The organism is Lysobacter sp. A289 (genome assembly GCF_054072675.1).
This window is the reverse complement of sequence record NZ_JBSVRN010000001.1, coordinates 2,584,511-2,603,092: the sequence shown is the minus strand read 5'-3', so window position 1 is coordinate 2,603,092 and position 18,582 is coordinate 2,584,511. Positions and strand designations below refer to the sequence as shown.

Here is an 18,582-nt window from a genome sequence, read left to right as displayed (position 1 = left end):
AAGCCCGTCAGGGCCCTAAGCTTCGATCAATTGCCGTCACTGAGGGCCTGCCGGACATCGGCGACATTGATCGGCTGAAACAGCTGGCTATGTCCGATTTCCGCGTAGGCACGGCCCAGGTGGGCAGCCAGCCATCGCGTTTGCTGCCGCGCCTGCTGATCATTTCCCGCGGCCTCGTAGGCTGCGAGCAATGCCGAATGCGCCTGCAGCAGCTCGAATCCGTCAATCTGTGGCTCCAGCAAGGCGATCGCAGCATCGTGATCTCCCTTAAGGCGCAGTTGGGTCGCCTGCACGATAACCAGCAGCTTGCTGGTATTGAGGTCGTCCAACGCGGTGATCGCCGCTGCGGAGCGTTGCAGGACTTCCCCGGAAAGCGCGCTGTCACCACTTCGCTGGGCCAGGTAGGCCGCCATCAACAATCGGAAGGCGTCGCCTTGGCGCGCGGGTGAATTCACGTCCTGCAGCCTCGCCTCGGCCGCGCGTGCAACCCGCCTCAGACTCGGGACGGACACGTCACCGGGCTTGTCTGCCAACGCAGCCGATTGGGCGATCAATTCAAAATTGTGCCGATGGAATTCATCCAGCTGAGCGGTGGCAGCCATCGCCTCGGCGGCTTTCTTGCGCGCAACCTCGAAGTGCTGCTGGTCGAGCGCGACCGATACCCGATCCAGGTTCATGTAGAAACTGGACGGGTCGCCTTCGCGGGGTTTCAGGACGTCCAGGATCTGCCAGGCCTCGTCGTATCGGCCCATTGCTGCCAGCGCGGCCGCAGAATGCCGGGTGGGCTGACCGTTCCCGAGCTTGTCCGCAAGGCGGTACTGCTCGAGCGCGGCCGCCGGATCGCCCAGTGCGAGCCGTATGTGTCCGATATGCCGGATCGGATATGCACGCAACGGATCCTGCGGCACTGCGGCCGCTTCCGCATACGGAAGTGCATCCTTGAACCGATTGGCTTCCAGCAGGTACCAGGAAGCATTCGACGCACCGGCAAAATAATCCGGATACAGCGATGCCAACATGCGCCACTCCTCCAGTGGCGTGCCGGTACTGGCTGTCTCGGCCTTCCATGCATCCAGAGACAGGCGGTCGCGCGGTGGCAGCGCGGCGCGCAGGGACAGCGCCTTGTCCAGGTAGGGCAATGCCGCCTTGTAATCAATCGATGACCAATGCAGTTGCACCAGCCCCATGTAGGCCAACGCGAATCCGTCATCAAGCTCGATTGCATGCTGGTAAAGGTGTTTGGCATCCTCCCAGCGCTGCTCCGCGGTTGCCTTCTTGGCCAGTGCATAGGTTCGGAGCGCATCGAGGTTGCCGGTCGTCACTTCCGGCAGCGGCATTGAATCGCGCCGCACTCCCTCAAGGGCTTCGCCAAGGCGTTCACGCAACTTGGCGGTCACCTGGTCGATCGACTCCAGTGCGGACAACGCTCCCTTGCCGTCGGCGTATTCGGCATACACCGTGGTCTGGCTGTGAGGGTCGATCACCTCGGCGCTGACCCGCACGCGGCCACCAACTTCGGCCACCGTGGGCAGGATCACGGCACGGGCACCATCACGAATGGCAATCTCGGAGGCGAGCGCGCGGTCGAGCTCGGTACCGGGCTTTTGCTGCATCCGCGCCAAGGTGGCTTGCGTCTTGAGGTCACTGAGTACGTTGACGTGGCGGGACTGCTCCAGGCTGATCCGGAACGCCTGCTCAAGCGACGCGTCGAGCAGCGGTTGATCAGTCAAGTTGCGCAGGTCGGCCAACACCACCCAGTCGCGCTCGTTGAAGGCAATGGCCGGTTGCGGCTTGGCCATCACCCACAGCCCTACACCCAGCGCGAGGACCATTGCCGCCTCGGCCACCAATGCTGCCGGCCTGCGCCACAAGGCGACGTCCCGCCAGGCCTTGGCGCTGCCGCATGGCGACCGCAATGGCGCCAATCCCGCCTCACCTACCTCGAACACCTCCTGGGATTTTGACACCCCCTTGAACCGCCAGCGCCCGTGCGACTGCCAGGACAGGCGCTTCCCACGCTCCCCCAGTTCGCGCGCTGCACGGTGGGTCAATGACTCGGCGGTGGCCGACAACAGGATCTGTCCAGGCCGGGCCATCGTCATCAACCGTGCCGCCATGGGCTTGGCCAGCCCTTCGACTTCGACCGGCTTGGCACCCATCGATACCGCTTCATCGCTATTGCGCCAGCTCAACACTTCGCCAACATGCAGGCCGGTGCGAGCCTCCAGTACGACGGCATGTGAAGTGCCCAGTCGGGCCAATCCGCGGTTGTAATCGAGCGCAAAGGCGAGCCCGTCGATCGGTCTTTCGAACAGCAACAGCAAGCCGTCGGAACGATCGATCAGGCGACCTGACCATTGCTGCAACAGTTCCAGCGTCAAGCGGTCGTGGGCACGGAACAGGTCGGCCGCGGCGCCATCACCCAGTCGCTCGACCCAGGCTGTCGAATCGACCAGGTCGGTCAGCAGGATCGTGCACAGCCTCGGTGCGCCACTGGACGCAGCCGGGGCTGACGAGGCCGGATCAGAGATCATCTGGCAGGCTCTGGTTGCGACTGGACCGGGGATGCTTCTTGCCACTCCACCCGGTCGCCGCCCAGTCGTTTGGCGCGATACAACGCGGCATCGGCATCGGTGTACCAGTCGTTCCATTCGCCATCGGGAGCCACCAGGCAGGCTCCGGCGCTGAGCGCGCAAACCAGTGACTGGCCCTGCGAGACCTTCATCAGCCCCTGCACCGTGCCGAGCACGAAGTTCGCGTAGCGCAGCACGTCCCGGCGGGTATCGGCCTTGACCAACAGGCAGAACTCATCACCTCCCAACCGGCAGGCAACGTCCGCCGGACCGGTGACCGAACGAAGGATATTCGCCACGGCCTGCAGCACCCGGTCGCCGGCAAGATGCCCATGATCGTCGTTGACCTGCTTGAATCGATCGCAATCGAACAACACCAGGCCAAGGCCACTGGTAGCCTGCCCGTTGCGCCGTTCTTCCAGGTGTTGCAACAGCCCTCGCCGGTTGTACAAGCCAGTCAATTCGTCGCTGTGAACCAGGGCTTCGGCCTGGCTGAGTTGCTGGCTGGTCGCCCGCAAACGGTCCATCGCCGTCTGCAAGTCCTGGTTGCGACGACGCAAGCGTCGAATCAACTCCCGCTCGTTGAACACGACACGCGTGATCGCACGCCGCAGGAAATAGGAGATCAGCTTCGGACTGGTGTCGACCAGTCGCTGGAACTCCTCGTGGCGCAACTCCAACAGCTCCCCACCGGTGACGATATTGGCATCAGCACTGCGAGCGTGATCGCCGATCAACAGTCCAAGCTCGCCAAAAAACTCGCGCGGACCGAAGCACTTCGCAATCAGGTCGTCGCCGAAATCCAGCTCGACCAGACCGCTGGCGATGACATACATCGTGGTACCCAGGTCGCCACGACGGAACAACGAGGTGCCAGCTTCCACACGGCGGGTGCGCGCGAGGGACGCGAATAAAGCGTACTCGTCGCTGGATAACTCGCCCATGTCCGGACCTCGTCCTTTGACTGCGCCCATGCCCATTGCAAATTCCACGTCCGCCATTGGCAGTGCTGGAACAGACAATCAGCATAGCACCCAGCTGAACAGGCCATGCCACTCATCGGCGGCGCTTCGTCAATCTTTCAACTTGTGCAACGCGCTGCCTTTGTGCGCGGCGACATGATCGGTTTTGTCGCTCTTGATCTCGTACTGGGGATCGTCCTGGGCGGCGCGATGGGTATGACCCTTGTAGTCGAAATCGCGAGTGTGGACCTTGCTGATGGTGCCACTCACGTGGCCCGCCTCCGAGTTCCAACTGACGTGGTCTCCAACTTTGTAATTGGACATGGGTCTCCTCGGATGTTTAGGGGCCAAATCCGCTACCTATCAGCCGCCGCTCATCGCGTTCGCCGTCGTGCACCCCTTCGAGTTGGAGCAGGGATTGCCGTTTCCCCACAGCTTTCTCGAATCTTCAAGATCCTTGCGCCGCTCCGCGACGGTTCTGCACACGCGCTCCTTCATGTGGGTGCCGACGCGCGTTTCGCGCTTGCAGACCAGGCGATCCTCCTCGGCGTTGTGAATCTCCGCGCGGATCCACTCGAGCGAGTTGATCGCTTCGGTCCGACCCTTCTCGTCCAGGTCGAGCAACGAAGCCTTGCCCTCGATCAGGTGCAGCAGGTCACCCTGCCGTCGCACCAGACGCTCCCGTTCGCGTTGTGACATGTCGTCGTAGGGAGGCCTGTTGGCGTCCACGTTCGCCCGGATCTCTATTTGCTGTTCGCGGATATCGGAGAATGACAGCGGCTCCTCAGCGGCTGACGCCGAGAAGCTGACGAAAAGGCTCAACACTGCCGATGAAACCAGAACACGAAAATCCATGACCCCTACTCCTTGTCTCCAGATATCGTGAATCCACAATACCAGCATGGGGCGATTGTCAAACGTACATGTCTCGGAACGCGCCGAATCATGCCGCTGCGGCGCGTGCGGGTGCGAACTGCTCCTCCTCGGTCGAGCCCTTCAACGCGACGGTCGAGGATTGGCCGCCCTGGATCACCTGGGTCACCGCATCAAAGTACCCGGTACCCACTTCACGCTGATGCTTGACTGCGGTGAACCCTTCCGCGGCAGCGGCGAACTCGGCCTGCTGCAATTCGACAAACGCGCTCATCTGGCGCTCGGCATACCCACGGGCAAGGTGGAACATTCCGTAGTTGAGTGCGTGGAAACCAGCCAGGGTAATGAACTGGAACTTGTAGCCCATCGCGGCCAGCTCAACCTGGAACTTCGCAATCGTCGCGTCATCCAGGTTGCCCTTCCAGTTGAAGCTCGGCGAGCAGTTGTAGGCCAGCAGCTTGCCGGGGAACTTCGCGTGGATCGCTTCGGCGAATTTGCGTGCGAAGGCCAGGTCCGGCTTGCCGGTCTCGCACCAGACCAGGTCGGCGTACGGCGCGTAGGCGAGGCCGCGGCTGATCGCCTGGTCGATCCCCTTGCGGGTTTTGTGGAAGCCTTCGACGGTGCGCTCGCCGGTGACGAACGCGGCGTCGTTGGCGTCGATGTCGCTGGTCAACAGGTCGGCGGCCTCCGCGTCGGTGCGCGCGACGATCAGGGTCGGCACGCCCATGACGTCGGCGGCCAGGCGCGCGGCGACCAGCTTCTCGACCGCCTCGCGGGTCGGCACCAGCACCTTGCCGCCCATGTGGCCGCACTTCTTGGCGGAGGCCAGCTGGTCCTCGAAATGCACGCCGGCGGCGCCGGCTTCGATCATGCCCTTCATCAGCTCAAAGGCGTTGAGCACGCCCCCGAAGCCGGCCTCGGCGTCAGCCACTATCGGTTGCAGGAAGTCGATATCGCCCTGCCCTTCGGCGCACTGGATCTGATCGGCACGCAGCAGGGTGTTGTTGATGCGCTTGACCACCGCCGGCACCGAGTCGGCCGGGTACAGCGACTGGTCGGGGTACATCTGCCCGCCCAGGTTGGCGTCGGCGGCGACCTGCCAGCCCGACAGGTAGATCGCCTTGAGTCCGGCCTTGACCTGCTGCATCGCCTGGTTGCCGGTCAGCGCGCCGAGCGCGTTGACGAAGTCCGTGGTGTTGAGCGAGTGCCACAGCTTGTTGGCGCCGAGGGTGGCGAGGCTGTGCTCGACGGCGACGGTGCCGCGCAAGCGCACCACCTCTTCGGCCGAGTAAGGGCGTTGGATACCGCTCCAGCGCGGGTTGGTGTTCCAATCGTGGCGTATCTGGTCTGCGGTGGGTTGGCTGGTCATGGCGTGGGTCCTTGGTCGGGTTGGTTGCTGGAGATTTATGCGACGTCAGTCGAGGCGCTGGTAGGCCGGCAGGGTCAGGAAGTCCTCCAGGGTGTCGGCGTGGGTCAGGCGGTCGAGCATGCCGATGGCCTCGTTGATGCGGCTGCCGCCGGGCAGCTTGCTGCGGTCGCCGAGCCGGGTCGGCAGCGCGATCAGGGCGCGGTCGAGTAGCGCGAAATCGATCGGGGTGCCGTCATCGAGGTGCAGCGGTTCGCGAATGTGTTGTGGCGATGTCGGCATCTCGGCGCCAAGGGGGCCTCGCTTGCTACGGGCCGGAAGATCGCAGTGATGCAGCCATTGCCATAACTGCGCTCGGGCGATCTCGGCGGTGGCGGCGTCTTCCATCAGCCAGTGGATCGGCACGCATCCGGTGCCATCCAGCCACGCGGCGAGGTAACGGACGCAGACCTCGACGTTGTTGTCGAAGCCCGCGCGGGTGACCGTTCCCAATGGCGGAGTGACCAACTGGTCACGCAGCTGCCGCTCGTTGAAGGCCTGTACGTCCGCGCGCTGCACGTGGTGCTGGTTCGGCGTGGGCATGCGCTCGTCAAACACGTCGCGGGCAATCGGGATCAGCCCCGGGTGCGCGACCCAGGTGCCGTCGTGGCCGGCGGTGACCTCGCGTATCTTGTCGGCGCGCACCTTGGCCATCGCCGCTGCATTCGCGGCCGGGTCGTTGCTGATCGGAATCTGCGCTGCCATGCCGCCCATCGCATGGGCGCCGCGACGATGACAGGTGTGGATCAGCAGTTCCGAATAGAGGCGCAGGAACGGTTGTTCCATCGTTACCTGGCCACGCTCGGGCAGGATCCTGTCGGGGTGGACACGGAAGGTCTTCAGGTAGCTGAAAATGTAGTCCCAGCGCCCGCAGTTCAGGCCGGCGATCCGCCCGCGCAGGACGTGCAGGATCTCGTCCATCTCGAACGCCGCCGGCAAGGTCTCGATCAGCACCGTGACCTTGATCTGGCCTGCCGCCAGCCCGAGTGACATCTCGATGTGGCCGAGTACCTCGTCCCACAAGGCCGCCTCCTCCATGCACTCCAGCTTGGGCAGGTAGAAGTACGGGCCTCGGCCCTTCACCGCGAGCAGATGTGCGTTGTGGAAGGCAAACAGTCCCAGGTCGAACAGGCTGGCCGACATCGGCTGGCCATCGACCAGCACGTGCTTCTCGTCCAGGTGCCAGCCACGCGGACGTACCAGCAACACCGCTTGTTCTGTCAACGGCTTGAGTGCGTAGTGCCTAGCCGGCTTGCCGTCGATCCCGGGGGTTGTGTATTCCAACGTGCCTGCGGCTGCGGCCCGCAGGGCGTGCTGGCCGGCCATCAGGTTGCCCCAGGTCGGCGAGGTGCTGTCCTCGAAGTCGGCCATGAAGCAATTGGCGCCGGAGTTGAGTGCATTGATGACCATCTTGGGGTCGACCGGGCCGGTGATCTCGACCCGGCGATCCAACAGTGCAGCCGGCAATGGCGCGACTCGCCAGTCACTTTCGCGAACGGAGCGGGTGTCATCGCGGAAGTCCGGCAGCTGACCGGCATCAAACGCTGCCTGGCGCGTTATCCGGCGGGACAGGCACGCCTGGCGAGTCGCTTCAAAGCGCTGGTGCAGGGCGGCGAGGAACTCCACCGCTTCAGGTGTCAGCACGCTCTGCTGATCGTTGGCCGTCGCGGTGATGGTCACCGCTGCGGTGGGATCTCGCGACGCAAGAGGCTGTACTGCCGACATGCCGGTACTCCGTTGGGGTGGAGATCGACCATGCGGTGGCGTACCTGTATTTGACAACACAGATATTTCAATGTCTTGTATAAGATCTGCATATAACTGGATCGCAACTGGTGCCCAGCCTGCCGATCAGACCTTCAGCGCGTCCCCGACGAGAGCGCAAATGACTGCCGAGTCACCCGCGGTTCCGCGCTTTTCCTACAAGGGCGACCGGCTGAAGCCGCTGCGGGCGTTCTGCCAGACCGTGCGACTGGGCTCGGTATCGCGCGCCGCCGAGGCGCTATACCTGAGCCAGCCCGCCGTCAGCCTGCAGTTGCAGGCCCTGGAGCGCGACATGGGCTTGCGCCTTCTGGAACGCAGCGGCCGGCGACTGGTGATGACGCGCGAGGGCGAGGCATTGTATGAGTTGGCCCGTCCGCTGGTGGAGGGCTTCGACGAGCTCCCCACCGTATTCCGCGAGCGTGTGCGCGGGCTGGATGCCGGCGAACTCAACATCGCCGCCGGCAGCTCCACCATCCTCTACCTGTTACCCCAGATCGTCGCAGCCTTCCGTAGCGCCCAGCCAGAGGTACGGCTGAACCTGCACAACGTCACCGGCGCCGGCGGCCTGGAATTATTGCGATCCGATGCGGTGGACCTGGCGGTGGGCTCGATGCTCGACGTGCCTGGCGACCTGGATTACGCGCCGGTGGCGCGTTTCGAGCCGATGCTGATCACCCCGCTGGACCACCCGCTGGCCTCGCTGAAGAAGCTGAGCTTGCAGGACCTGTCTCCCTACGGCCTGATCCTGCCCCCACAACGGCTGACCACCTACCGGATGGTCGATCTGGTGTTCCAGCGCAATCGCGTGCCCTACACCGTCGCGCTGGAGGTTGGTGGCTGGGAGGTGATCAAGCAGTACGTGGCCATGGGGCTGGGGATCAGCATTGTCACTGCGATCTGCCTGGGCCCTGCCGACGCATCCCGATTGGCATCCCGCTCACTGTCGGACTACTTCCCGGATCGCAGTTATGGCGTGGTGGTGCGCAAAGGCAAGTACCTCAGTCCCCAGGCACGCGCGTTCACCGAGCTGATCAAACCGGACTTGTTCATGCGGCAGGATTACGACGCCACCGGGCAATCCCAGCGCTGAGGCGGCTCATCCTCGGCGGCATCAGCGACCACGCCGGAGCCGGACGCCGTCCACCTGACGACGCACGAACCAGCGGTAGCGACCCCACAACCATAGCCGGGCGGCAAACCACGCCATGGCCCATGGCGCGGTCAGCACCAGTGCATAACGCAGCGGCGCGACAAACGCGGCCCGTCCCACGGCGAGCCAACGGTGGGGGCCCGAGAATCTCCAGGCCAGCAAGAGCGTTGCACCCACCTCCAGCCCCACCACGCTGGCCAACAGGCTCCAGTGCCCGCTCAACATCAGCGCGTACAACAGCGTCGGATACCCAAGCTGCTCCAGCGCCATCAACACCAGCGTGGTGCCGGCGGGCCGTCCCAGTTGGCCGGTCAGGCGCTCACCGAATGGTTGCCGATACGCCTCGCGCACCCGGCGGAGCTCGGTCCCCGGGTCTTGGCTGCTCACGCTTGACGGTGATTTCCCGCGCCCTTGCATCCATCTTTGAGCGACGCGCAGTGGACTGCGCAGCAATACATCGAAGTAGTGTCCGCACTGGAGCAGTCCGATATTCGCTTGCCAGCACATGCGCGGAAGATGCTGAAGTTCGGGATACTCGGTGCGCGCTACGACATCGGCGACCCGGATATTGCGATAGCCCTCGGTGACCAGTGCCAAAGCAATGAACTGATCCTCAACGGCAGTCAGGTCATCGCCACGGATCGGCTCATAGCGGTCGAACAGATCCTCCAGGTAGCGGCGCCGATAGACCACCGCGCCACCCGTGGCGCATGCGATGCCGCCTTGGCTGCGCATCAGCCCGCGGTCGATAACCTCTTGCTGGATCTGCGCGAGGTGCTCGTGATACGCCACGCCGAGCGCGTGCCACCAGCGCCGGTAAACCGGCCAATGGGCCCACGGGTCCCGATACCCGTCCTCGCCCAGCCAGCACCGGAACGGCGTCGTGGTTGCCAGCGCGGCACGGTCGTCATGCCGCAACGGCCTGACACTCCCGCAGGCACTGGCAATACCCACGCCCTGGTACAGCTCACGGACACAACGTTCGATGTAGTCAGGCGATTGAAGCACCGTATCGGCATCGAGCACGCACATGACGTCCCCGGTGAACTGGCGCGCCTGCCACTTCAACGTCGCGGCCCGGCCGATAGACCACGCCCGCACCACGATCTGCAGATCGATCCCGTTCGCGCGTGCGAACTCCCGCGCAAACTGGATGGTGTGATCACGATCAACCCCGGCATCATCGACCAGCACCACGCGCCGTGGCAGACGGGTCTGGCGCAGCAATGACGCCAGGCAATGGGCGATCGTGTCCTGATTGCGGCAAACCGGAATGACGACGTCCACGATCGCCCGATGCCAATCCTCGGCCGGCGTCGGCACGGCCGGATCGGTCGCGCTCCAATAACCGGACACGGCCAGCCAGGTGCTCGGACCGATGACGAACCAGGGCGCACAGGCCATGGCTCAGCGCCGCCCGATCCACAGTCGGGATCTCGTGACTCGGGCAAGACGGAAGACAGCATCGACACGGCGCATTGCGGCACTCCGCGGCCGTGATCTGGACGGCCAGGTGGTTCATCTGTTGGGAAATACACCCCAGACAAGTACGAACGCAATTACCATGCCAACCCGGCAACGATGTGCTGGAAGCCGCCTCAGACGTCGTGATGCTTGCCACGCGATACGCCGCGATACCACTCGCGGATGCGCCCGATGTCGGCGCTCATGTCGGCGCTCAAGTTGATGGGAGCCGCCACCACCAGCACCTTGTCGGGATAGTGGAAGTACACCGGCAGTACCGGCACCTGGGCAGCATGGGCAATCTTCCAGAAGCCGGTCCGCCAATGCTCCACCGGCTTGCGGGTCCCTTCCGGCGCCAGGCCGATCCAGAACCGGTCGGCCTGCTCCAGCATTTCGGCCACTTGTCCGACCACCCCGCTGGCGGCACTGCGATTGACCGGGATCACACCGAGCTCGATCAGCACTCGCCCCAGCAATGGAAGTCGGAACAGCGAGTCCTTGCCCAAAATCTTGATGTCCAGCCCGAGCGCCAACTTGGCCGCAAACCCCCAGATCCCGTCCCAATTGGACGAATGTGGTGCCCCGATCAGAACCACCTTGGGCAGATCAGGGAACTCGCCCAACATTCGCCAGCCGCCCAGCCGCAATACACTACGGCCCAGCCAACGCTTGAAAGGACTTGGCTTCGTCCGCGGCACATTGGGTGGCAACGCCGGCACGATGTCGACAGAAGGTACGTGGACTGGTCGGTGCATCGGTTGGATATTCCCCCTGGTTTCGTCAACCCTGGTTTCGTCAATCATGTTGTCGTCAACCATGTTTCCGTCGCCCGTCTTCGGCTGGTCCGGAGACCGTCACTCGGGCTTCCGCCAAGCTGACTCGTCAGTCCCATTCCTGTCGTGATCGCCCCCGTCCCTGCTTGATCGTACTGCGCTCGCGCTTGCCTGCCAGCCGTCGCTCCTTCGATCCCCGGGTCGGTTTGGTTGCCACACGCTTCTTGGGCGGCTGCAGCCCGTGACTGACGAACGCCGCCAAGCGCTCACGCGCATCCTCGCGGTTGCGATCCTGGGTGCGAAACCGCTGGGCATTCAATACCAGCACGCCGTCCAGGGTAATCCGGCGATCCCGGCGCGCCAGCAGGCGTTCGCGCACCGGCTCGGGCAGCGAGGGCGAGTTGACGATGTCGAAGCGCAGCTCGACCGCAGTCGCGACCTTGTTCACGTTCTGCCCGCCGGGGCCGGCCGAACGCACGAAACGCTCGACCAGTTCGGACTCGGGAATCACGATGCTGCCGATCTCGACCATGGCTCGAGTCTAAACGCCGCGGCGCCCGGGTTCGCTCCGACACTCCTGCGGCAGCCCTTGGAACAACTCCAGCACCTTGCCGAACGGCGGATCGACCGGCGCGGTCACCTGCAGTACTTCCCCCGAGTCCGGGTGTGCAAATGCCAGCCGCCGAGCGTGCAGCAACATCCGGTGCACGCCGATCATCCGGAACGCCCGGTTGTGGCGCCCATCACCATGACTGGTGTCGCCAATGAGGTGGTGCGACATGTGCTTGAGGTGACGACGGATCTGGCGGAAGCGACCGGTCTGCGGCTGCGCGCGTAGCAGCGCGTAGCGCGAGGACGAAAAGCCCGTGGAAGGCCAGTCGCACTCGGCTTTTGCCAGCAGCTGGAAGCGGGTGGTGGCGTCCTTTTTGACCGGTTTTCCCGGCCCACCGTCAAGCGGGTGATCGACCTGGAAGTCGCCCTCTGGCCATCCCCGGCAGACCGCCCAGTAGTCCTTCTCGATCTCGCCCGCCATCACCGCCTTGCCCAGCACCGAGGCACTGTCACGATCGAATGCGAGCAGCAGGCAACCACTGGTCGCACGGTCCAGGCGATGGACGAGGAACACCTTGCGGCCGAACTGCTCGCGCAGGCGATCGGCAGCAAAATCGGTCTCGCCGCGCGCCAGAGCGCTGTCGTGCACCATCAGCCCAGCCGGCTTGTTGACTACAGCCAGGTGCTCGTCGCAATACAGCACGTCCAGCGCGAGTGCGGACGCGACCGGCACGCTGTCCGCTACGTCACCGTCGATGAACCCACCGGTCACTGTCGTGGACGCCGCGGCCACGCCATCAGCATCGCGACCAGTCCGGCCACGCCGGCGACCCAGGACGCGACCGGGATCGACCATAGCGTCGGCCCGCCCGCCTCCAGCCCGTACAACACCGCTGCCACGATCAGCAGGCCACTGCCAAGGATCGCCGCGACGGTATGTTTTTGCGCATCGCGAACGCTGCGACTCAACTCGGCCAGATCCTGCGAGCGCATCTGCAGCTCATGTTTGCCTTCGATCTGCTGGGTCAGCCAGGTGTGCAGCAGTCGCGGCATTTCGGGCGCGTGGGTAACCAGCTCCGGCAGGCGCTTGCGGAACTCGCCCAACAAACGCCTGGGGCTGTAACGGGCGACCAGGATCTTTTGCAGCACCGGCTTGGCCACGCCCCAGATGTCGATCTTCGGATCCAGCTGCCGGCCAACGCCCTCGATGTTGAGCAGGGTTTTCTGCAGCAGGATCAGTTGCGGTTGCAGGGTCAACTGGTGCCGCTGCGCGGTGCGGAACAACTTGACCAGCACCTCGGCCAGCGAGATCTCGCTCAGCGGGCGGGTGAAGTACGGCTCGCACACCGCGCGCACCGCAGCTTCCAGCTCGTCCACGCGGCTGTCAGCAGGCATCCAGCCGGCGCGCAGGTGCAGCTCGGCGATGCGGCGGTAATCACGGTTGAAGATCGCCATGAAGTTCTCGGCGAGGTAGTACTGATCTTCATCCGAGAGCTGGCCCATGATCCCGAAATCCAGCGCGATGAAGCGCGGGTTCGCCTTGCGCGCCGGGTCGGTATCGACCCAGATATTGCCGGCGTGCGCATCGGCGTGGAAGAAGTTGTCGCGGAACACCTGGGTGTAGAACACCCGCACGCCCTTGGCCGCCAGCGCGGGGCGATTGATGCCGGCTGCGTCCAGCGCCTCGATGTCGTCGGACGGGATGCCATGCACCCGCTCCAGGGTCAGCGCGCGGCCGGCCGTGTGCGACCAGATCACCTCGGGCACGTACAGGTCGTCGCTGGGGGTGCCGTCGGGCTTGGTCCAGAAGCGCCGCAGCACGCTGGCATTGGCCCCCTCACGCTCCAGGTCGAGCTCCGCGGCCAGGGTGTTCTCGATCTCGGCGACGATCTCGCGCGGGCGGATCATCTCGGCGCGCGGATGGGTGCGCTCGACCACGCCGGCCAACGCACGCAGCAGCCGGATGTCGGCGGCAATCTGCGCCTCGACATCGGGCCGCAGCACCTTGACCACGACTTCGCGACCGGGGGTGGTGTCAGGCGACGGCAACGTCGCCGCGTGGACCTGGGCGATCGATGCCGACGCCAGCGGGGTGACATCGAAGCGCGCGAATGCCTCGGTGACCGGGCGGCCCAATGCCTCTTCGACAATGGCGCGCGCGAGCTCGCCATCGAACGGCGCAACCCGGTCTTGCAGCAAGGCCAACTCGGTGGCGATGTCCGGCGGCACCAGGTCGCGACGGGTGGACAGTATCTGGCCGAACTTGACGAAGATCGGGCCGAGCTCCTGCAGCGCCAGCCGCAACCGGGCACCGCGTGACTGCATGGCGATCGACGCAGGCGCACGCGGCACGAATGGGCGCGCCAGCTTCAGCCAACGCTCCGCCGCGGTGCCATCAAGCAGGTCGTCGAGCCGATGACGCAGCAACACCCGGCCAATCCGCCAGGCGCGGAAAACCGACTTCATGGTGCTGCGTCCCCGGCCGATCCGCTGCCCGCAGGACGCTTCGATGCGCTGTTGCCCAGCGCGCTGGTATGCAACCGGGCTATGCGCGCGGCAATCCGCTCCACGTCATCGCGCAAACCATCCACGTCGTCATGGAAGGCATTGAGCTCAGCGCGTGGCACCACGTCGCGCGATTCCTCGGTGACGAACTCGGCCGCACTGCCGGCGAGCTGCCCGGCCACCACCTGTGCGTGGCGCAATCCGGCCGCCAATGCGTTCGCGATCTGTACCCCCAACACGTCCCCGAACACCTTTGCGAAGGGCCGCTGCCAGTCCGGGTCGAACCGCTCGGCCAGTCGCTGCAGCCGCCGCGCGAGATCGGCATCGCCCTCGATCCGTAATTTTCCGACCGGCGGTGCGTCGTCGTTGCGCAGGAAAGGCAGCTGCGAAATCAGCCCGCCCAGGGTGCTGCGCACTGACAGGTCCGGCTCGGACTCACCATCAATCGGCCCGACTTCAAGTCGCTCACCATTGACGCGAACCTGCAGCGCCAGCGGCGGGGAGGTCAAGCGCAGCGCGACCCGCCGACCATCCAGCGCACGCAGGCTGCCACGGGTCTCGGGATCAAGCGCCAACGCACGGTTGAGCGCGCCCTCCAGCGCGCGCCCGGCCGCTGGCTTGAGTGCGCCCAGGGGCGACGGGCTGGGCGGGTGTGATGGCTCGGTCATTCGCGCATTCTACTGGGCTTGGCCAGTCCCGCCGTGGTCGTGGCTGGAGCCGGAATACGCGGCGGCAACGCGCGCGAGCCCTTCGTCGAAGCTCACCGATGGCCGGTAGCCAAAGTCGCGCCGCGCCGGACCCATGTCATACCAATGCGTGGTCGCCAGTTGCTCGGCAAGAAAACGCGTCATCGGTGGCTCGCCCTCCAGCGGCAGGGCTCGCCACAAACCTTCGCAGGTGGCTCCGATCGCATAAGCCAGGCCAAACGGCAGGGTCTTGTCCACCAGCGGCGCACCCACCGCGGCGAGCAGGCCATTGACCGTCTCGCGCATGGTTCTGGGCTCATCGTTGCTGATGAAGTACGCCCGTCCGGCGCACGCGGCACCGGGCTCAAGATGCTCGAAGGCATCGAAATGGGCCTGCGCGGCGTTGTCGATATAGGTGGTATCGACCAGGTTGTTGCCATCGCCAACCAGGCGCAACCGGCCGGCGCGAGCGCGCTCGACCAAGCGCGGCAGCAGTTGGTTGTCACCCACGCCCCAGATCAGCCGTGGCCGTAGCGCCACCGTAGCCAGCGATGCGTCGCTCGCGTCCAGCACATCCTTCTCGGCGATCGCCTTGGTTGCGGCATACGGTGCCTTGAAGTGCTCGCCGTAGGGCACGGTTTCCGCACTGCCACCTTCCACCGGATGGGTTGCCCGGTGGGTCACGCTCGGGCTTGAGGTGTAGACCAGACGGTTGATGCCACGCGCCCGGCAGGCATCGAGCACATGCCGGGTACCGAGCACGTTGGCGCGGTAGTAGTCCTCGTAGGGCCCCCATGCACCGGCCTTGGCGGCGTTGTGGAAGATCGCCTCGCAACCTTTCGCGGCATGGATGACCGCATTGGGCGAGGCAAGGTCGCCCTGGATCTGCCTGACCCCCAGCGCGTCGAGTTCGGGGTACAGGCCGCGGTTGAAACTGACCACGTCGTGTCCGCGATCGCGCAAGCCGCGGCACAAGGCCTGGCCAAGGAAACCACCGCCACCGGTCACCAGGATTTTCATTGGCCCATCGTACGACACTGGCGCCGGGCTGCGCGCTGGCCCGCGAGGTTGAACGCGCGAGGTTGGAATAGACCGCTAACGCTTGCCGGCGGCCCACCGCGCCAGGGCCGGTCGCCCGATCTTCGCGTTGTGGCGGATATCGACCGGAAAGCCCGGGTGGCGCAGGAATCGGACGATGTCGGCGGTGTGCGGATGGAGAGCCGCCTGGGCGCGCAGTTCGCGCTCTACCCGGGGCCATTGCGTCGCGTTGACCCCCGGCGCCAACTCTACGCAGAGCACCGGTTGGCTCGCGCCCGCATCGCCGATCCCGACCAGCGCCGTGCGCCGTACCTCCGGGTGTGAGTTGAACACCGGTTCGACCTGCTCGGTATACAGCGGCCCGGCCGTGGTCTGCAGCCGATCGGACTTGCGGCCGCAGAACCACAACCTGCCATCGGCATCCAGATAACCGAGATCCCCCATGCGATGGACGGTGCGCGTTGCCGGCTCCTCGTGGATCTTGGCCAGTCGGGTCTGCAGGACACGATGGAAGTAGCTGTCGGTCGTGGTCGGCCCCGACACGGTGATCTCCCCAACCTCTCCGGCCGGCACGCACAGCGCGTCCGACCATTCGCTGATCGCCTCGTCGGTGATGCGGATGATCCGCACCACGTTCGGCGCTACCGGCCGGCCGACACAGGTGCCGGCGCCGGCCGCGGTGGCCACGCCGGTTGTCTCCAGCTCACGGCCCTCGATCATCGCCACCGGCAAGCACTCGGTCGCGCCGTATGGAGTCCAAAAACACGCGTCCGCGGGCAGCAAGCGTTGCAGCTTGGCCACCAGATGGGCAGGCACCGGCGCACCGGCCGACATCACCCGCTTCAACGTCGGCAACGCTTGGCCATGCCGCGCCAGCACTGCCATCAAGGCCGGCGACCCGAACAACTGGTCGACGCCGAAACGTGCGATCGCATCACACAGCTTGCGCGGGTCCGCGTTGGCCGGCCGGGTCGGGTCCATGTCCGGAATGATCGACGTCACCCCCAGCGCGGGGTCGAACAAGGCAAACGGCGGAAAGGTCGCCAGGTTGACGCCGCCGGGCACGATGCCGAATGCGTCGCGCAGCATGTCAACCTGGGCGATGAAATGCCGATGCCGGTAGACCACGCCCTTCGGGACTCCGGTCGAGCCACTGGTGAACAGGATCGCCGCGACGTCATCGGGAGCAGTCGCGGCCAGTGGCGCGAACGGGGCCGACGCACCGACACGGTTGGCACCCTCCTTTTCGACCTGATCCAGCGTTGCCTCACTCAGCCAGGCGCGCTTGCCGGTGGTGATGGTGACCCGCGCCGACCTCGCCCAGCCCAGCAGCTTCCGCCCGACGTGCGCCAACGGAATTCCGATGAACGCCTCCGGCTCGGACTCGGCCAGGCACTGCTTCAGCGCGCGCTTGTCGATGCCCGGATCCACCAGCACCGGCACCGCGCCGGCCTTGAACAACGCGAACATCAACAGGAAGAATTCCGGCGACGGCCGCACCATGACCACCGTACGGCTGCCGCGCACCACGCCGCGCAACGCCAGCCCGGCCGCGATGGCATCGCTGCGCGTGTCGAGCTCGGCGTAGGTCAGGCTGACGTCATACCGCGCCAGCCCATCCGGCCCACGCGAGCCCGGGCAACGCATCGCGACCCGGTCGGGTTGCTCGGCGGCCAGCCGCGGCAACGCCGCCGCGATATTGCACGAATCCGTCATGCCCCGATTGTAGGCGTCGCCCGGCAATCAATCCGCCAACGGATGGGTATCCAGGAACTGGCGTATCGCCGGCACCAGTACCTCGTGCTTGTCCTCCAGCACGTAATGCCCCGCATCCTCGAACGCTTGCACCTGCGCCTGCGGCAGGGCGTCGGTGAAGCCCTTCAGAAAGTGTTTGTCGAACACGAAGTCGCGCAACCCCCAGCCAATGAACGCCGGCCGGTCCGCATACTCCGGCAACCGCCGCCCGGCCTCGACCACCAACGGCCACGCCGCATCGCCCTCGCCCAGCGGAATGTCCTGCATGAAGCGCAGGGTGCTGATCGCATTGACCCACCCGTTGTACGGCGCGATGTAACCACGGCGCACGTCCGCCGGCAGCGACCGTCGCGTCCCCATCCACGCCGCACCGCGCGCAAACAGGTTGAACCTGCGGATCAGCCAGCCGCCGAGCTTCGAGTCCCGACCCAGCGACAACCGCCACGGCATCGGTTTGGCCGTCGGCAGCGGAAATGCCGCCGTGTTCAACACCACCAGTCGCTTGACCTGTGGCATGTGCCGCAACGCCCAGCCGAAGCCGATCATCCCGCCCCAGTCGTGCACCGCCAGCGTGACCGGCCCGGTGATGCCCAGATGCACCAGCAGTGCCTCGACATCATCAATCCGCGACTGCAGCGTGTAGTCGTAGCGCGGCGACGCCCCCGGCGCATCGTCGGGCTTGTCCGACAACCCCATGCCGACGTGGTCCGGCACGATGCAGCGGTAGCGGTCCGACAGGCCGGCCACCAGGTGCCGCCAGTAGAAGCTCCACGACGGATTACCGTGCAGCATGACGATCACCTCCGGCGCCGCGCCCTCGTCATCGCGCGGGCCTTCGTCGAGATAGCTCATCGCGATGCCGGGACGAACGTTGAAGCGCCGGGGAGTGAAAGGGTAGTCGGGCAGGTGCGCTGGCGTCATTGGAAAGGGAACGGCGACTGGGACCGCCATTGTCGCCTCGCCGCTCGCGCAACGCACGGCAAGCCTTGATGTGACGTCGCGGAAAATCGCATCACGAGTAAGCGTCCGCTAGTAGCAGGCGTTGGCACGGATGATGGAACCGGCCGTGCCGGCTAGACTGG

At 65.3% G+C, this 18,582-nt stretch carries 16 protein-coding genes; 1 reads left to right on the top strand and 15 read right to left on the bottom strand.

The genetic code is table 11. The features are described from left to right. Nucleotides 1–26: 26 nt before the first annotated feature. The 6 genes from ACW5DN_RS11975 to aceB all read right to left on the bottom strand — a co-directional run bounded on the left by ACW5DN_RS11975 (nucleotide 27) and on the right by aceB (nucleotide 7,538). A complete protein-coding gene (locus ACW5DN_RS11975) occupies nucleotides 27–2,534 on the bottom strand; it encodes a putative peptide modification system cyclase (protein WP_456962878.1) in 2,508 nt (835 codons plus the stop codon). Then, nucleotides 2,531–3,517 carry a GGDEF domain-containing protein gene (locus tag ACW5DN_RS11970; protein WP_456962877.1) on the bottom strand — a complete coding sequence of 329 codons (987 nt, stop codon included), beginning with the start codon at nucleotides 3,515–3,517 and terminating at the stop codon, nucleotides 2,531–2,533. Before ACW5DN_RS11970 ends, ACW5DN_RS11975 begins: the two co-directional genes overlap by 4 nt. A gap of 129 nt (nucleotides 3,518–3,646) precedes the next feature. Then, nucleotides 3,647–3,859 carry a DUF2945 domain-containing protein gene (locus ACW5DN_RS11965; protein ID WP_456962876.1) on the bottom strand — a complete coding sequence of 71 codons (213 nt, stop codon included), beginning with the start codon at nucleotides 3,857–3,859 and terminating at the stop codon, nucleotides 3,647–3,649. 39 nt (nucleotides 3,860–3,898) lie between these two features. Then, on the bottom strand, nucleotides 3,899–4,390 hold the full coding sequence (locus tag ACW5DN_RS11960) for a hypothetical protein (RefSeq protein ID WP_456962875.1): 492 nt from the start codon (nucleotides 4,388–4,390) through the stop codon (nucleotides 3,899–3,901). Between the two features lie 88 nt (nucleotides 4,391–4,478). Further along, nucleotides 4,479–5,777: an isocitrate lyase gene (gene aceA, locus ACW5DN_RS11955; RefSeq protein ID WP_456962874.1), complete on the bottom strand. Its 1,299-nt coding sequence runs from the start codon at nucleotides 5,775–5,777 to the stop codon at nucleotides 4,479–4,481. A gap of 45 nt (nucleotides 5,778–5,822) precedes the next feature. Next, nucleotides 5,823–7,538, bottom strand: coding sequence for a malate synthase A (aceB, locus tag ACW5DN_RS11950; protein WP_456962873.1), 1,716 nt, complete (start codon nucleotides 7,536–7,538; stop codon nucleotides 5,823–5,825). A gap of 160 nt (nucleotides 7,539–7,698) precedes the next feature. Between aceB and ACW5DN_RS11945 the strand changes: the two genes are divergently transcribed. Continuing rightward, nucleotides 7,699–8,667, top strand: a complete 969-nt coding sequence (locus ACW5DN_RS11945) for a LysR family transcriptional regulator (RefSeq protein ID WP_456962872.1) — start codon at nucleotides 7,699–7,701, stop codon at nucleotides 8,665–8,667. Between the two features lie 21 nt (nucleotides 8,668–8,688). On the opposite strand, the gene ACW5DN_RS11940 is transcribed toward ACW5DN_RS11945, so the two are convergent. The 9 genes from ACW5DN_RS11940 to ACW5DN_RS11900 all read right to left on the bottom strand — a co-directional run bounded on the left by ACW5DN_RS11940 (nucleotide 8,689) and on the right by ACW5DN_RS11900 (nucleotide 18,421). Then, nucleotides 8,689–10,131, bottom strand: coding sequence for a glycosyltransferase family 2 protein (locus ACW5DN_RS11940; RefSeq protein WP_456962871.1), 1,443 nt, complete (start codon nucleotides 10,129–10,131; stop codon nucleotides 8,689–8,691). A 194-nt stretch (nucleotides 10,132–10,325) separates the two neighbouring features. After that, nucleotides 10,326–10,946 carry a 1-acyl-sn-glycerol-3-phosphate acyltransferase gene (locus ACW5DN_RS11935; RefSeq protein ID WP_456962870.1) on the bottom strand — a complete coding sequence of 207 codons (621 nt, stop codon included), beginning with the start codon at nucleotides 10,944–10,946 and terminating at the stop codon, nucleotides 10,326–10,328. Nucleotides 10,947–11,073: 127 nt separating this feature from the next. After that, nucleotides 11,074–11,496: an alternative ribosome rescue aminoacyl-tRNA hydrolase ArfB gene (gene arfB, locus ACW5DN_RS11930; RefSeq protein ID WP_456962869.1), complete on the bottom strand. Its 423-nt coding sequence runs from the start codon at nucleotides 11,494–11,496 to the stop codon at nucleotides 11,074–11,076. Nucleotides 11,497–11,505: 9 nt separating this feature from the next. Then, nucleotides 11,506–12,309, bottom strand: a complete 804-nt coding sequence (locus ACW5DN_RS11925) for a pseudouridine synthase (protein ID WP_456962868.1) — start codon at nucleotides 12,307–12,309, stop codon at nucleotides 11,506–11,508. Next, a complete protein-coding gene (ubiB, locus tag ACW5DN_RS11920) occupies nucleotides 12,285–13,982 on the bottom strand; it encodes a ubiquinone biosynthesis regulatory protein kinase UbiB (protein WP_456962867.1) in 1,698 nt (565 codons plus the stop codon). Before ubiB ends, ACW5DN_RS11925 begins: the two co-directional genes overlap by 25 nt. Next, nucleotides 13,979–14,689, bottom strand: coding sequence for a ubiquinone biosynthesis accessory factor UbiJ (locus tag ACW5DN_RS11915; RefSeq protein ID WP_456962866.1), 711 nt, complete (start codon nucleotides 14,687–14,689; stop codon nucleotides 13,979–13,981). The genes ubiB and ACW5DN_RS11915 overlap by 4 nt, the downstream gene beginning before the upstream one ends. A 9-nt stretch (nucleotides 14,690–14,698) precedes the next feature. Further along, nucleotides 14,699–15,727 (bottom strand): 2-alkyl-3-oxoalkanoate reductase, encoded by a 1,029-nt coding sequence (gene oleD / locus ACW5DN_RS11910; protein WP_456962865.1) that lies wholly within the window; start codon nucleotides 15,725–15,727, stop codon nucleotides 14,699–14,701. A gap of 75 nt (nucleotides 15,728–15,802) precedes the next feature. Further along, nucleotides 15,803–17,461, bottom strand: coding sequence for an olefin beta-lactone synthetase (gene oleC, locus ACW5DN_RS11905; RefSeq protein WP_456962864.1), 1,659 nt, complete (start codon nucleotides 17,459–17,461; stop codon nucleotides 15,803–15,805). Nucleotides 17,462–17,488: 27 nt separating this feature from the next. Further along, complete coding sequence (locus ACW5DN_RS11900) at nucleotides 17,489–18,421, bottom strand: alpha/beta fold hydrolase (protein ID WP_456962863.1); 933 nt, start codon at nucleotides 18,419–18,421, stop codon at nucleotides 17,489–17,491. Nucleotides 18,422–18,582 lie beyond the last annotated feature (161 nt).

Bases quoted from the DNA above. Each gene is read 5' to 3' on its own strand.
- ACW5DN_RS11935 (WP_456962870.1), bottom strand. From the start codon at position 10,946: ATGCACCGACCAGTCCACGTACCTTCTGTCGACATCGTGCCGGCGTTG.
- ACW5DN_RS11915 (WP_456962866.1), bottom strand. From the start codon at position 14,689: ATGACCGAGCCATCACACCCGCCCAGCCCGTCGCCCCTGGGCGCACTC.
- ACW5DN_RS11960 (WP_456962875.1), bottom strand. From the start codon at position 4,390: ATGGATTTTCGTGTTCTGGTTTCATCGGCAGTGTTGAGCCTTTTCGTC.
- aceA (WP_456962874.1), bottom strand. From the start codon at position 5,777: ATGACCAGCCAACCCACCGCAGACCAGATACGCCACGATTGGAACACC.
- arfB (WP_456962869.1), bottom strand. From the start codon at position 11,496: ATGGTCGAGATCGGCAGCATCGTGATTCCCGAGTCCGAACTGGTCGAG.
- ubiB (WP_456962867.1), bottom strand. From the start codon at position 13,982: ATGAAGTCGGTTTTCCGCGCCTGGCGGATTGGCCGGGTGTTGCTGCGT.
- oleD (WP_456962865.1), bottom strand. From the start codon at position 15,727: ATGAAAATCCTGGTGACCGGTGGCGGTGGTTTCCTTGGCCAGGCCTTG.
- ACW5DN_RS11940 (WP_456962871.1), bottom strand. From the start codon at position 10,131: ATGGCCTGTGCGCCCTGGTTCGTCATCGGTCCGAGCACCTGGCTGGCC.
- ACW5DN_RS11975 (WP_456962878.1), bottom strand. From the start codon at position 2,534: ATGATCTCTGATCCGGCCTCGTCAGCCCCGGCTGCGTCCAGTGGCGCA.
- ACW5DN_RS11965 (WP_456962876.1), bottom strand. From the start codon at position 3,859: ATGTCCAATTACAAAGTTGGAGACCACGTCAGTTGGAACTCGGAGGCG.
- aceB (WP_456962873.1), bottom strand. From the start codon at position 7,538: ATGTCGGCAGTACAGCCTCTTGCGTCGCGAGATCCCACCGCAGCGGTG.
- ACW5DN_RS11970 (WP_456962877.1), bottom strand. From the start codon at position 3,517: ATGGGCGAGTTATCCAGCGACGAGTACGCTTTATTCGCGTCCCTCGCG.
- ACW5DN_RS11945 (WP_456962872.1), top strand. From the start codon at position 7,699: ATGACTGCCGAGTCACCCGCGGTTCCGCGCTTTTCCTACAAGGGCGAC.
- ACW5DN_RS11900 (WP_456962863.1), bottom strand. From the start codon at position 18,421: ATGACGCCAGCGCACCTGCCCGACTACCCTTTCACTCCCCGGCGCTTC.
- oleC (WP_456962864.1), bottom strand. From the start codon at position 17,461: ATGACGGATTCGTGCAATATCGCGGCGGCGTTGCCGCGGCTGGCCGCC.